The sequence below is a fragment of the Tistrella mobilis KA081020-065 genome, assembly GCF_000264455.2.
Classification (GTDB): Bacteria; Pseudomonadota; Alphaproteobacteria; order Tistrellales; family Tistrellaceae; genus Tistrella; species Tistrella mobilis.
The window spans coordinates 85,386-99,276 of record NC_017966.1; the positions used below are offsets into that span (position 1 = coordinate 85,386).

Sequence of the window (13,891 nt, forward strand, 5' to 3'; positions counted from 1 at the left end):
GGTCATGTCGCACGACAGCGCCGACACCCTAGCCCTAAACATCGGAAAGTCAATGGACTTCCACCGCCCTGGCAGGGGGCGGAGGGGTGTTCGCGTATGTCGGAGAAAAACATATGGCACGCATGGCGTATCGGGCAGGCGCGGGAAAATGGGCGTTTTCCGTGTCCTGGGCAGCACTTCTGGCCGCAGGGCCGGCCGTGGCGGAAGACGCGGTCCGGCTGGACGTCCTGAAGGTTGAAGAACGGGCGACCGAGAACGGCACCGGCCCGGTCGGCGGCTATGTCGCCCGGCAGAGCCGGACCGGTACCAAGAGCGATACGCCGATCGCAAAAACGCCGCAGAGCGTGTCGGTCGTCAGCCGGGAACAGATGCAGGCCCAGCAGGTCGAAAGCGTCGCTGAGGCGCTGCGCTACACCCCGGGTGTCTTTGCCGAATATCGTGGCGCGTCCAATCTGCGCGATGAGATCTTCGTTCGCGGCTTCTATTACGTGCCGAAATATCTCGACGGGCTGTTCCTGGGCGGCGACCTCTCTTACGCCAAGATCGAGCCCTATCTGCTGGAACGGGTGGAAATGCTTGCCGGCCCGTCCTCGGTGCTCTACGGCCAGGCCAATCCGGGCGGGCTGGTCAACATGGTCAGCAAGACGCCGACCGATATGCCCCTCTACGAAACCGAGGTCTCGATCGGCACCGGCAATCACTACGGCGCCGCCTTCGACCTGTCGGACCGGCTGACGACCGATGGCCGCTGGGCCGGCCGGCTGGCCGTCACCGGGCTCAATCGCGATCTTCAGGAAGACGGCGCCGAACGCCGCGCCTTCGCGGTGGCGCCCTCGCTGCGCTGGACCGATCACGAGACCACCAGCCTCACCATCCTCGGCGGCTATCAGAACGAGCCCGATGCCGGCTATCGCAACTTCCTGGATGCGGCCGGCACCATCGTGCCGATCCCGGGCTATGGCTATGTCCCCCGCGACTTCTTCGTCTCCGATACCGGTTTCGAGAAGTTCGAGCGCGAACAGCTCTGGATCGGCTATCAGCTGGAGCATGCGGTCTCGGATGCGCTGACCCTGCGCCAGAATGCCCGCTATCATCAGGTCGAGACCACGCATCATACCCTGATCTATGGCAGCGCCAGTGCCAGCCCGACCACCGGGGCCGCCACCATCTACAGTCGCAGCCTGACCGGCGGGGCCGACGACTGGCGGCAGTTCGCGATCGACAACCAGGCCGAATACCGCTTCGGCACCGGTGCGGCGGCCCATACCCTGCTGGCCGGCCTGGACTATCGCCACCGCACCCGCGACTACATCTGGGGCCGCAACCGCAATGTGCCGTCGATCGATGTCGCCAATCCGGTCTATGGCAATTTCGACTTCTCCTCTCTGGACCTCACCACAACCGATGATCAGGATCTGACGGCGGAACAGTTCGGGCTCTATCTGCAGGACCAGATCGAGATCGACGGTTTCAGCCTGCTGGCCGGTCTGCGGTATGATCGCGCCTCGACCGATATCGACGACAACTTCAACGACCTGTCCTATTCCTACGACGACAATGCGCTGACCTGGCGGGTGGGGGCGCTCTACACCTTCGATAACGGCATCGCGCCCTACGTCTCGTATTCGACCTCGTTCGAACCGTCGCTTTACGCCCCCGAAGCGGGGCAGCCGGCCTTCGACCCCACCACCGCCCGGCAGGTCGAACTCGGCGTCAAATACGCGCCCGAGGGGACCGGCCTGCTGCTGACCGCCGCGGTCTATGATCTGCGCCAGAAGGATGTGGTGATGAGCGCCTGGGATCCCGACCTCGGCCGGTCGGTCTATTCCCAGGTCGGCGAGGTCCATAATCAGGGGCTGGAGCTGTCGGCGAAGGCTGAACTGGACGAGCACCTCTCGATGGTGGCGAGCTATTCCTATATCGACTCGACCATAGAGGACTCGGTGACCGCCGCCGAGATCGGCCGGACGCCGGCGCGGGTGCCTGCCCATACCGCGTCGCTCTGGGCCGATTACCGATTCACCGACGGTGCCGTGCAGGGGCTGGGTCTTGGCGCGGGCGTGCGCTATATCGGCACCAGCCAGGGCAACAACACCAATGACTTCGAGGTGCCGGCCGTGACCCTGTTCGATGCCTCGGCCAGCTATGATTTTTCGGCCCTGGGCGGCAGCTGGCAGGGCGTGTCGGTGCAGGTCAACGCCAAGAACCTGACCGACGAGACCTATGTCGCCTCCTGCGCCAGTGCCTATGCCTGCTTCTATGGCGAAGGGCGGACGGTGGTCGCGACCCTGAAGAAGCGCTGGTGAGCCGACCGATGATCCGTCCGACGCGCGCCGTCGTGCTTCCCCTCCTGATCCTGCTCGCCTCCCCGGCCGCCGATGCGGCCGGGGGGCAGGCGGTCGGCGGTAGGCTTGCCGCCGGTGAGACGGCTCTGATCGATCCTGCGGCGGCGCCGGGCGATTATCTCCGCGGTCGCCTCACCGTCGACGGCGGCCGCTTCGATCTCGATCTGGTCGATGGCGCAGGTGTGCCGCTCCGCCATTTCGGCAGCGACATCCCGACCGTCCGCAGCTTCCACCATGTCATGGGTGACACGGGCGAGCGGTTGCAGATCCGTGCGGTTGAGCCGGGCGGCTGGCGGATCGAGCTGGACCCGCCGGTCCCGGCTGCCGCCCAAAAGGCGCCTGACCCGGAACCGTTGAGCCCGACCATCGCAGCCCTTGCGCGCGATCTCGCCCGCGGCGGCGATACCGCCGGCTTCTGGGCGGACATGGCCGCGCGCGGCACGCCGCTGGTCGAGCCCGCCGACCGCCCCGACCGGCGGATCGTAACCTTCCTCGCCCGCGGTGCCCGGCACAACGTCCGGCTGTTCGGCGGGCCCGGCACCGGCCATGACGAGTTGCAGCGTCTGGGCAACGCCGATGTCTGGTATCGCAGCTATGTTCTGTCCTCGGACACGCGGCTCGCCTATCAGCTGGCCCCGGACGTGCCCGATTTCGCCGGCACGGCGCGCGAACGCCGGGTGGCGGTGCTGGCCACCGCCGCGGCAGATCCGCTCAATCACCATCCCTGGCCGGCCGATGCGCCCGACGTCTGGGCACGCGATTCCCTGCTGGTGCTGGATGATGCGCCGGATCAGCCCTGGGCGGATGCCGGGGCCTCCGTGCCGCGCGGCCGGCTCGATCACCTGCGGCTGACCAGCCGCCGTCTCGGCAATACCCGCGACATCACCCTTTACCGCCCGGCCGGTTTCGATCCGGCGCGGCCGGACACCGTGCTGCTGATTCTGTTCGACGGCCGGGAGTATCAGCGGAAGGTGCCGGTGCCGCGGATTCTGGACGCGATGATCGCGGCCGGTGCCATTCCGCCGGTGGTGGCGGTGCTGGTCGACAGCCTGGACCAGGACACCCGCGGCCGCGAACTGCCGGGCCATCCGGATTTCGCCGACATGCTGGCGGAAGAGCTGCTGCCGATGGTACGCGCCGCGGCCGGCTTCGCCCCCGATCCGGCCCGCACCGTGCTTTCGGGGTCGAGCTTCGGCGGTCTGGCCGCGATGACCGCGGCGCTCCGCCATCCGGACATTTTCGGCAATGTGCTCTCGATGTCGGGCTCGTTCTGGTGGAGCCCGTCCGGCACGCCCGAAACCGGGCGGGAATGGGTGGCCGGCCGGGTTGCGGCGGCGGCCATGCCGCCGCCGCTCCGGGTCTTCCTCGCCGCCGGGATCTACGAGACCTCGGGCGATGGGGTGACGGCGTCGATCCTCGACACCAACCGCCATCTGCGCGATGTGCTGATGGCGAAGGGCGTCTGGGTGCGCCACCGCGAATATGCCACCGGCCATGACTATGTCGCCTGGCAGGGGGTGCTCTCCGACGGGCTGGTCGCTCTGTTCGGGCGCGACCAGCCCTGACCGGCTCAGCGGCCGACCGGCTCCCAGCCATAGGCTGCACCATCGCTGCCCGGCGTCACCCGGCCGATGCCGGGGAAGGTGATATGGGCCCCGGCCACCAGATAGCCCTTCGCGGCGGCATCCTTCATGGCCTCCAGCCGGCTCCGGCGGGCGGCGTCCTGGTCGACGTCGAAGTCGATGGTGACCTCGGGGTCGGCGAACTGCACGAATTCGCCATGGGTGATGTCGCCCCAGACCACCAGCGTCTCACCCTGATCGCTGACCACGATCGAGGAATGGCCCGGGGTGTGGCCGGCGCGCAGGATCGACTGCAGCCCCGGCACCGGGTCGGCGCCATCGGCGAAGGTCGCAAAACGGCCGGTCTCGCGATAGGGGGCCGTCATGGCGACCGCCTCGTCGAAGCCGCGCCGGGCGGCCTCGGGGGCGGCGGCGCGGGCCTTCTCGCTCAGCCAGTAGGCGGCATCGCGTTCGGCCACATGCAGCCGCGCCTTCGGGAACACGGCCTTGCCGTTGCGGGTCAGCCCGCCCGAATGGTCGGCATGGATATGGGTCAGCACGATGTCGTCGATCTCGTCCGGCGTATGGCCCGCCGCCTTCAGGCTTTCAGGCAGATGGCCGAGCTTCGGCCCCAGCAGGTCGCCGGTGCCGGTATCGATCAGCACCAGCCGGCCATCGGGCATGGCGACCAGATAGGTGTTCACCGCCAGCGTCACCGGCGACTGCTTGCCGGCGCGGGCCAGTGCCGCTTCGATCTGGGGCTTGGGTTCGCCGCGCATGATATCGGCCAGCGGCACCGGGATCTGACCGTCGGACAGGGCGGTGACGCCGATCCGGCCGATGTCGATGTGATAGGGGGCGGAGAGCGGGTCATCCGCAGCGGCGGGGCCGGCGAGGACCGAAAGGCCGAGCAGGCTGGCGAAAGCGAGCGAGGCGGCGAGGGGGGTCTTCGACATGGGAAGAGGTCTCCGTGATCATCGGGACGGGCTTGCCCCGGACGCCGCTTCAGGTATCTATGGTCAGGTCAGCAATCAAATCGATGCGGATCATGGAGACTATCGATCATTTCAATCTGCGCGCCTTCGACCTCAACCTGCTGGTCGCCTTCGACGCACTGATGGAAGAGGGCAGCGTCACCCGGGCGGCCCGGCGGCTGAAGATCGGCCAGCCGGCGATGAGCCATGCGCTGTCGACCCTGCGCATGCTGCTGGATGACGAACTGTTCGTGCGGGTGGGGCAGGCGATGCAGCCCACCGCACGTGCCGTCGCCGTGGCCGGCCCGGTACGCACGGCGCTGATGCAGGCCCAGGCGGCGCTGGGGGCGCGGGAAAGCTTCCGCCCCGAAACCGAACGCCGCATCTTCCGCCTGGGCATGTCGAGCGAGCTGGAACTGCTGCTTCTGCCCGCGCTCACCTCGCGTCTGGCGACGGAGGCGCCTGGCATCCGCCTGCATGCCCGCATGGCGCCGTCCACCCAGGTCGAGACGATGATCGACACCGGCGTGATCGATCTTGCGGTCGGCTGCTCGCTGGAGCCGGCCAGCCGGCATCGCGGGCTGGACCTCTTCCCGGCCGGGGTGTCGTGCTGCTTCAACCCGCAGCGCCTGGCGCTGGATGTGCCGGTCGGGCTGGATGACTATCTGGCCGGCCGTCATGCCGTCATCTCGCAAAGCGAGAGCCTGCATGGCTGCGTGCACGAGGCGCTGGAGCGGATCCGCACCGATCTCGACGTGGTGATGGCGGCGCCGGATTTCCTGACCGTGCTGTCGGCCGCGGTCGAGGCGCCGGTGATCGCCACCATCTCGACCCGCGTTGCCCGGCGCTTCGCCCCGCCGCTGGGCCTGGCCGTCTCTCCGGTGCCGCTGGATCTGGTGTTCCCGCCGGTGCGCATGGTCTGGCCGGTGCGGCTGGATCGCGACCCGGCGGCGGCCTGGCTGCGCGACCGGATCATCGAGACGCTGGGCCTCGACGTGGTGCATGATCGGGCGGCATGACGATGACCGTCACCGGGGGGAGACATGACGACATCCTTCGCCGCAGTCCTGGACCGGGCCACCCGCCATCATGGCGGGTCCGGCGGGCTGGAGGCCCGCCTTGCCGCCACGCCCTGGGCGGCTCGCACGGCCGACGAACTGCGCGCGGTGCCCGACGATCGCTTCCTGGCTGAGGCCACCCGGGTGATCTTTCAGGCCGGTTTCGACTGGGCGGCGATCGATCGTCGCTGGCCGGAGTTCGAGGCGGCATTCGAAGGCTTTGACCCTGCCCGCTGGTCGCTGATGTCGGATGACGATCTCGACCGGCTGATGGCGGCGCCCGGCATCGTGCGCAACGCCGCCAAGCTGCGCTCGGTCGGCGGCAATGCCGCCTTCTTCTCCGATGTCGCCCGCAGCCATGGCTCGGTCGCGGCCTGGATCCTGACCTTCCCGGCCGGGCGCTATATGGAGCTGGTGCGCGAGCTGAAAACGCGCGGCGACCGTCTGGGCGGCAAGACCGGCCAGCTGCTGCTGCGCCGGATGGGCGTGCCCTCGCTCATCTGCTCCGATGACGTGGTCAAGGCGCTGATCACGGCGGATGTGGTTTCGAAAGCGCCGTCATCGGCGAAGGACTTCGCCGCGGTCCAGGGTGCCCTGGACCGCTGGCAGGCGGAAACCGGCTTCGATCTCACCCGGATCAGCCGCATTCTGGCGTTGTCGGTGGGCTGATCTCCCGGCGCTTCATGTGCCGCCGACGATCGCCGGCCGGACCAGTGCCGCCAGCGCCGATCGCATCGCCTGGGGGTCGGTCACCCGGCGCGGGAAGCGGATGCGCAGATCCCCGTCGGGGGAGGTGAGGTCGATACCCTCGGGATCGATGCCCGCCGCGCGCCAGCGTCCGGCATCGCCGCCGCCATGCAGCCGGGCCAGGCGCCCGGGCAGGTCCTCGCCCCAGGGGCCGTTCAGCCGCTCCACCTCGTCGGCCTCGGCGGCGAGCAGGGCCTCGGCGCCGGCAAGATCGGTCAGGAAATGCGCCACCTGCGGCTCGCCCGCATTGCGCCGCGGTCCGCCGGCGACGCGCAGATCCGCCATCTCCAGCCGGTAGAGGCCGATATCCGGCAGGGTCATATAGAGCTTCGTCTTCGGATGCCGGGCCAGATAGCGCCGGCGGACCGCTTCCAGCCTTGCCGGATCGGTTACCTGCACCACCCGTCCGACGATGGTCATCCGCACCCCCGCCAGCACATCGGTAAGCCCCGGCTCGACCAGGGTCAGCGACGCGCGCGGATCGGCCGCCAGATTGCGGGCATGCAGCGCCAGCCCGGCCATGATGAAGACCGGGCTACCGTCGTGATCGGTCGCCAGATTGGTGGCGGCGCCATAGGGATAGCCGCTTTCCGGGTCGAGCGTCGACAGGGTGCCGAACCGCGCGGTGCGCAACAGCCGCCGGCCGTGATCTTCGGCATCGAAGGGCAGGGCGGCATCCAGGCGCAGCTCCCGGCCGCGCGGGGTGATGACGGGGGCGCCGTCGGTCGGCGTGTCGACAGAGGGGGCGGGCGTGGTCATGGCGGTCTCTCCGGGCTGGCGGTCGCGCAGCCGAAGGATGGGCGTCCTTTTATGAGAATGCAAGTCAATCGCAATAAAGGAGCCATGTGCGGCCGCCGCATCTTTTCCGCCACCCGGCCTTTCCAGGCGCGAGGCCGTACCGTAGCATCCAAGCCCGAAAACAGGCCCTCGCGGCCGTCTCTTATGTGCCAGTATCTTATGTGCCAGTACGAGGAAGACCGATGGCCGATCCGAAGCCCACTGCACTGCCCGAGCGCCGGCGCGGCTCTGGTGTCAAGATGGTCTATGACCTTCTGCGCGATGAAATTCTCGATCTGAAACTGGCACCGGGCAGCACGGTCGACGAGGCGCAGCTGGCCGAGCGGTTCAAGATGTCGCGCACGCCGATCCGCGAGGCGCTGGTCCGCCTTGCCGGTGAGGGGTTGATCGAGACGCTGCCGAACCGCTCGACCATGGTGTCGAACATCGATTTTCTCAACCTCAGCACCTTCTTCGATGCCCTGGTGCTGATGTACCGGGTCACCACGCGGCTGGCCGCGCAGAACCATCGGCCGGAAGATCTGCCGGTCATCCGCCGTCATCACCAGGATTACGCGGCCGCCGTCGAGGCGCGCGACGCGCTGGCGATGATCGCGACCAACGCCGCCTTCCACGCCGCCATCGCCGAGGCCGGCCGCAACCCCTATTTCACCAGCCTTTTCATAAGGTTGCTGAGCGAGGGGCGGCGCATTCTCCGGCTTTATTACCGGTCCTATGAGGAGCAGTTTCCCCAGCGCTTCGTGGACGAACACGCCGAGATGATCGCCACGATCGAAGCGCGCGACGTGGAGCGGGCCGACCAGCTGGGCAAGGCTCATGCCGAGCAGATCGTGGCCCAGGTGCAGAAGCTGTTCACCCGCAATGGCGGGCTCGACATCCCGCTCTGAGTTTGCATTTTCTTTGTCGACAATAAAAATGCAAACTGCCATCATGACCATGGCAGAGGGGGAGGACAGCTGCGTCCTGCCGGCGGACTGCCGATCGAACGGCTGGAAGGAAACGAAGGTGAAGGCGACGATTTTCTCCGGTGTGATCCCCGCCCTGATGACCCCCTGCAAGCCCGACCGGACTCCGGATTTCGCTGCGCTGGTCCGCAAAGCTTGGGAGTTGATCGATGCCGGCATGTCGGCGGTGGTCTATTGCGGCTCCATGGGCGACTGGCCGCTGCTGACCGATGCACAGCGCATGCAAGGCGTCGAACGTCTGGTGGAGGCCGGGATTCCGGTGATCGCCGGCACCGGCGCCGTCAACACGGCCTCTGCGGTTGCACACGCCGCCCATGCGCAGAAGGTGGGCGCGCAGGGGCTGATGGTCATTCCCCGCGTGCTGTCGCGCGGCACGGTCGTCGCGGCGCAGCGGAACCATTTCAAGGCCATTCTGTCCGCGGCACCGGATCTGCCGGCGGTGATCTATAACAGCCCCTATTACGGCTTCGCCACGCGTGCCGATCTGTTCTTTGCCCTGCGCGCCGAACATCCCAATCTCGTCGGCTTCAAGGAATTCGGCGGCCCCGACGACATGCGTTATGCGGCCGAGAACATCACCAGCTGCGACGACGACGTCTCGTTGATGATCGGCGTCGATACCTGCGTGTTCCACGGCTTCGTGAATTGCGGTGCCACCGGTGCCATCACTGGCATCGGCTGTGTACTGCCGAAGGAAGTGCTGCACCTCAGCAACCTCGCCCAGGCGGCGGCGAAGGGGGATGCCGATGCCCGACAGCGCGCGCTGGAACTGGAATCGGCGCTGGGCGTGCTCTCCTCCTTCGATGCGGGGCCGGACCTCGTTCTGTATTTCAAGTACATGATGGTCCTGAAGGGCGACGGCGAATACGCGCTGCACTTCAACGAAACCGACGAACTCACCGAAAGCCAGCGCGGCTACGTCACCACCCAGCTGAAACTGTTCGACACCTGGTATGCGGAATGGAGCCGGCTTCCGGGGGCCGTGCAGACATACAAGGCGTAAGGCAGAGCCGTCCGGCCTGCAAACGGCCCTCCCTCCGGAGGGCCTTTTTTATGGACCTGTCGCCACCGGCACACGGTCCGCGCGCCTGTGCAGCCCATCCGGTGATGCGGCACAAGTGCCTGTTCTGCCAGTCAGATTTTTTCTCGAAGCTTATATATTTTTTGTATTTTTCTTGTATCCTGAATAGGGGGTTTTCGCCGTTCGGCGTGGGAGGGGCCTTCGCCGGCGAGGATCACTGCTGATGGGAGACAACAGTGAACAAGGCTTCAATTTTCGCTGTCGGACTGATGGCCGCTACCGTCCTGGGGGGCACGGCGCATGCGGACAAGCTGGACGACATCATCGGCTCGGGCACGCTGCGCTGTGCGGTGGTGCTGGACTTCCCGCCGATGGGGTCGCGCGATGCGAACAACACGCCGATCGGCTTCGACGTCGACTATTGCAACGATCTGGCGAAGGCGCTGGGCGTGACCGCCGAGATCGTCGAGACGCCGTTCCCTGAGCGGATTCCGGCGCTGATGTCGGGCCGTGTCGATGTCGGCGTCGCCTCGACCTCGGATACGCTGGAACGGGCGAAGACCGTGGGCATGACCATCCCCTATTTCGCCTTCGAGATGGTGGTCACCGCGAACGGCAAATCCGGCGTGACGTCCTATGACGGCATGAAGGGCAAGGTGGTGGGCGCCACCGCCGGCACCTACGAGGCGATCGCGCTGGAGAACCAGGTGAAGGCCTGGGGCGAGGGGTCCTTCCGGCCCTATCAGACCCAGGCCGATGTTTTCCTGGCGCTGGCCCAGGGCCAGATCGACGCCACGGTTTCCACCTCGACGGTGGCACAGGCGAATGTGAAATCGGGCAAGTTCGCCGGGCTGTCGGTGGTCGGCAGCGCGCCCTTCGACACCGATTACGTCGCGCTGTTCACCAACCGCGAGGAATACGGCCTGATCAACTACCTGAACCTGTTCATCAATCAACAGGTCCGCACCGGCCGCTATGCCGACCTCTACGAAAAATGGGTGGGCGGCACGGCGCCGGATCTCACCGTCGGCAGCGTCTATCGCTGATTGACCCGGCCCGGCCGTGGCGGCCGGCAGATGCCGGCGCCACGGCTTCCGTCAGGAATGTGACCTGCCTCGGGTCCGGGAGACGGGGATGTTCACCTATACTTTCCACTGGAATCAAGCGCTTAAAGCGCTGCCGCAGATGCTCGACGGCGCGCTGGTCACCCTTCAGATCGCCGTGCTGTCGATGGCGATCGGTCTGGTCTGTGCCATCGCGCTGACGGCCTTTCGCCTGTCGGGCAACCGGTCGCTGTCGGCGGTGGCGGCGGTCTGGGTCGAGATTGCCCGCAACACGCCGGCGCTGTTTCAGATCTATATGGCGCATTTCGGCCTGGGCAATTTCGGCATCCATCTCAGCCCCTATGCGGCACTTCTGGCCGGCATCGCCTTCAACAATGCGGGCTATCTGGCCGAGAATTTCCGCGGTGCGCTGAAGGCGATCCCCGATACCCAGACCCGCACCGGCCGTTCCCTGGGCATGACCCGGCTGCAGACCTTCCGCTTCATCGTGCTGCCGCAGATGCTGCGCATCGGCTATCTGCCTGCGACCAATCAGATGATCTGGGCGATCCTGATGACCTCGCTGGGCGTCACGGTCGGGATGAACACCGATCTGGCCGGCGTGACCCAGGATCTGAACGCGCGATCCTTCCGGACCTTCGAATTCTTCGCCATCGCCGCGGTGATCTACTACCTGATCGCCAAACTCGTGACCCTGGCCGCGCGGGCGCTCGCCTGGCGTCTGTTCCGCTACTAGGAGGGCCGGAGATGTTCGATACCGCCCTGACCTGGAACGATCTGGCCTTCCTCGGCCAGGGGGCCCTGATGACCCTGGCCGTGACCGCCGTCTCCGTGGCCGCGGGCACGGCGATGGGGATCGTCTTCGGCGTGATCCGCTTTCAGGCCGGACCGGTCTGGTCCCTGCCGCTGATGTTCTTCCTCGACATCTTCCGGTCGGTGCCGCTGCTGATCCAGCTGGTGCTGGGCAATGCCCTGCAGTCGATCGCAAAGCTGGGCTGGCCGCCGTTCACCACCTCCTGCGTGGTGCTGTCGCTCTATACCGCCGCCTATTGTACCGAGATCGTCCGCGGTGGCATCGCGGCCGTGCCCGTCACCACCCGCCGCGCCAGCCGGTCGCTGGGGATGACCTGGTGGCAGGATATGCGCCACATCGTGGCGCCGCTGGCGGTGCGGGTGTCGATCCCGGCCTGGATCGGGCTCACGCTCGGCGTCATGAAGGATTCGGCGCTGGTGCTGTGGCTTGGGCTGATCGAACTGCTGCGCGCCTCGCAGATCCTGGTGACCCGCCTGCAGGAGCCGCTGTTCATCCTGCTGATCTGCGGCGTCATCTACTTCATCATAAGCTTCCCGATTGCCCGGCTCGGCGGCTATCTCGAAAGACGGTGGTCCCCCTATGATTGAGATCGAAAACGTCCGGAAGTCCTTCGGCAGTCTGGAGGTGCTGAAGGGCATCGACCTCACCGTCGAGAAGGGCGAGGTGGTGACGATCATCGGCGGGTCGGGCTCGGGCAAATCCACCCTTCTCGCCTGCATCAATGGTCTGGAGCCGATCAATGCGGGCGTGATCCGCATCGACGGCACCCGGGTTCATGACCGGACGACGGATCTGAACCGGCTGCGCCGCAAGGTCGGCATCGTCTTCCAGCAATGGAACGCCTTCCCGCATCTGACGGTGCTGGAGAATGTGATGCTGGCGCCGCGCAAGGTTCTGGGCCTGTCCCGGCAGCAGGCCGAAGAGATCGCGGTCCGGCAGCTCACCCATGTCGGGCTCGGGGAAAAGCTGTCGGTCTATCCGAACCGCATGTCCGGCGGGCAGCAGCAGCGCATGGCCATTGCCCGCGCGCTGGCCATGTCGCCCGAATACATGCTGTTCGACGAGGTGACCTCGGCGCTCGATCCCATGCTGGTCGGCGAGGTGCTCGACACGCTCAAGATGCTGGCCGAAGAGGGGATGACGATGATCTGCGTGACCCACGAGATGGGGTTTGCGCGCGACGTCTCGGATCGGGTCGCCTTCTTCCATCAGGGGGCGATGGCGGAGATCGGCCCGCCCGATCAGATCTTCGGCGCGCCCCGGCAGCCCGAAACCCAGGCCTTTCTGGGGAGTGTGCGCTGATGACCGGGCCGGAGGTCGTCGTCATCGGGGCGGGGGTGATCGGCCTGTCGGCGGCGATTGCCGTTCAGTCGCGAGGCTTTCCGGTCACGGTGCTCGACCGCGAGGGGCCGGCGGCCGGTGCCTCGGCCGGCAATGCCGGCGCCTTCGCCTTCACCGACATTCTGCCGCTCGCCTCGCCCGGCATCCTGCGCAAGGCGCCCGGATGGCTGCTCGACCCGCTCGGGCCGCTGTCGGTGCCGCCGGCCTACGCGCTCAAGATCGCGCCCTGGATGTACCGTTTCTGGCGGGCCTGCGCGCCCGAGCGCGTTGCCGCCGCCACCGATGCCCAGGCGGCCCTGATGGATCTCTCCCGCGCCGAGCTGGAACCCTTCCTGCAACAGACCGGCACGCGCGGCATGTTGCGCAAGGACGGCAATCTCCAGGTCTATGAAAGCCGCGCGGAATTCGAGGCCGCGCGGCCCGGCTGGGCGGCACGCGAACGGCACGGCATCGATTTCCGCCATGTCGATCCCTCAGAGATGGCCGCGATCCAGCCGGGGCTCTCGTCGCGCTTCACCCATGGAACCTTCACCCCCGGCTGGTACTCCATCGCCGACCCCCGGCTCTACACCCTGGCGCTTGCCGATCATCTCCGGCAGCGGGGCGGCAGGATCGAGCGGGCCGAGGTCACCGCACTCCGGCCCGAGGCAGCGGGTGTCGGGATCGTCACGGCCGACGGGACGTCGCGGCGCGCGGCCCGGGTGGTGCTTGCCGCCGGCGCCTTCTCGCACCGCATCGCCCGCACCCTCGGCGACGCCATCCCGCTTGAAACCGAGCGCGGCTACAACACCACCCTGCCGCCCGGTGCCTTCGATCTCAGAACCCAGATCACCTTCGGCGGGCATGGGTTCGTGATCAGCCGCCTGTCCACCGGCATCCGCGTCGGCGGTGCGGTCGAACTCGGCGGGCTGGATCTGCCGCCGGATTACCGGCGGTCGCGGGCCATGCTCGGCAAGGCGCAGGCATTTCTCCCCGGGCTCGTCGCAAAAGGGGGCGTCGAATGGATGGGCTTCCGGCCGTCCTTGCCCGACAGCCTGCTGGCGATCGGCCGGGCCGGCAGCCAACCGCGCGTGATCTATGCCTTCGGCCACGGCCATCTCGGCCTCACCCAATCGGCCGGGACCGCCCGGCTGGTCGCCGACCTGCTGACCGACGAACCATCGCCCATCGATCTCTCGCCCTTTTCGCCTCACCGCTTCTGA

13 protein-coding genes are annotated in these 13,891 nt (G+C 67.1%); 11 read left to right on the top strand and 2 right to left on the bottom strand.

The window, feature by feature from the left end; translation table 11 throughout:
• Positions 1-113: 113 nt before the first annotated feature.
• The gene (locus tag TMO_RS21210; RefSeq protein ID WP_051045578.1) at positions 114-2,306 is read left to right on the top strand and encodes a TonB-dependent siderophore receptor; all 2,193 of its coding nucleotides are present in this window, start codon (positions 114-116) and stop codon (positions 2,304-2,306) included.
• 8 nt (positions 2,307-2,314) lie between these two features.
• Complete coding sequence (fes, locus tag TMO_RS21215; RefSeq protein WP_041607305.1) at positions 2,315-3,910, top strand: enterochelin esterase; 1,596 nt, start codon at positions 2,315-2,317, stop codon at positions 3,908-3,910.
• A gap of 5 nt (positions 3,911-3,915) precedes the next feature.
• Here the strand turns inward: fes and TMO_RS21220 are convergent, their stop codons facing one another.
• A complete protein-coding gene (locus TMO_RS21220; protein WP_014752843.1) occupies positions 3,916-4,863 on the bottom strand; it encodes an MBL fold metallo-hydrolase in 948 nt (315 codons plus the stop codon).
• 92 nt (positions 4,864-4,955) lie between these two features.
• Between TMO_RS21220 and TMO_RS21225 the strand changes: the two genes are divergently transcribed.
• Both TMO_RS21225 and TMO_RS21230 read left to right on the top strand, forming a co-directional pair.
• The gene (locus tag TMO_RS21225; protein ID WP_041607307.1) at positions 4,956-5,900 is read left to right on the top strand and encodes a LysR family transcriptional regulator; all 945 of its coding nucleotides are present in this window, start codon (positions 4,956-4,958) and stop codon (positions 5,898-5,900) included.
• A gap of 24 nt (positions 5,901-5,924) precedes the next feature.
• Positions 5,925-6,608 (top strand): DNA-3-methyladenine glycosylase I, encoded by a 684-nt coding sequence (locus TMO_RS21230; protein WP_014752845.1) that lies wholly within the window; start codon positions 5,925-5,927, stop codon positions 6,606-6,608.
• 12 nt (positions 6,609-6,620) lie between these two features.
• Here TMO_RS21230 and TMO_RS21235 read toward each other — a convergent pair whose 3' ends face one another.
• Complete coding sequence (locus TMO_RS21235) at positions 6,621-7,445, bottom strand: HugZ family protein (RefSeq protein ID WP_014752846.1); 825 nt, start codon at positions 7,443-7,445, stop codon at positions 6,621-6,623.
• 221 nt (positions 7,446-7,666) lie between these two features.
• On the opposite strand from TMO_RS21235, the gene TMO_RS21240 reads away from it, so the two are divergent.
• The 7 genes from TMO_RS21240 to TMO_RS21270 all read left to right on the top strand — a co-directional run bounded on the left by TMO_RS21240 (position 7,667) and on the right by TMO_RS21270 (position 13,891).
• Entirely contained in the window at positions 7,667-8,371 is a 705-nt protein-coding gene (locus TMO_RS21240; protein ID WP_014752847.1) for a GntR family transcriptional regulator, read from the top strand.
• Between the two features lie 118 nt (positions 8,372-8,489).
• Positions 8,490-9,452, top strand: coding sequence for a dihydrodipicolinate synthase family protein (locus TMO_RS21245; RefSeq protein WP_014752848.1), 963 nt, complete (start codon positions 8,490-8,492; stop codon positions 9,450-9,452).
• 287 nt (positions 9,453-9,739) lie between these two features.
• Entirely contained in the window at positions 9,740-10,516 is a 777-nt protein-coding gene (locus TMO_RS21250) for a transporter substrate-binding domain-containing protein (protein WP_041607416.1), read from the top strand.
• A gap of 88 nt (positions 10,517-10,604) precedes the next feature.
• Positions 10,605-11,270, top strand: coding sequence for an amino acid ABC transporter permease (locus TMO_RS21255; protein WP_014752851.1), 666 nt, complete (start codon positions 10,605-10,607; stop codon positions 11,268-11,270).
• Positions 11,271-11,281: 11 nt separating this feature from the next.
• Positions 11,282-11,935, top strand: a complete 654-nt coding sequence (locus TMO_RS21260; protein WP_014752852.1) for an amino acid ABC transporter permease — start codon at positions 11,282-11,284, stop codon at positions 11,933-11,935.
• Positions 11,928-12,650: an amino acid ABC transporter ATP-binding protein gene (locus TMO_RS21265; RefSeq protein ID WP_014752853.1), complete on the top strand. Its 723-nt coding sequence runs from the start codon at positions 11,928-11,930 to the stop codon at positions 12,648-12,650. The genes TMO_RS21260 and TMO_RS21265 overlap by 8 nt, the downstream gene beginning before the upstream one ends.
• On the top strand, positions 12,650-13,891 hold the full coding sequence (locus TMO_RS21270) for an NAD(P)/FAD-dependent oxidoreductase (RefSeq protein ID WP_014752854.1): 1,242 nt from the start codon (positions 12,650-12,652) through the stop codon (positions 13,889-13,891). Before TMO_RS21265 ends, TMO_RS21270 begins: the two co-directional genes overlap by 1 nt.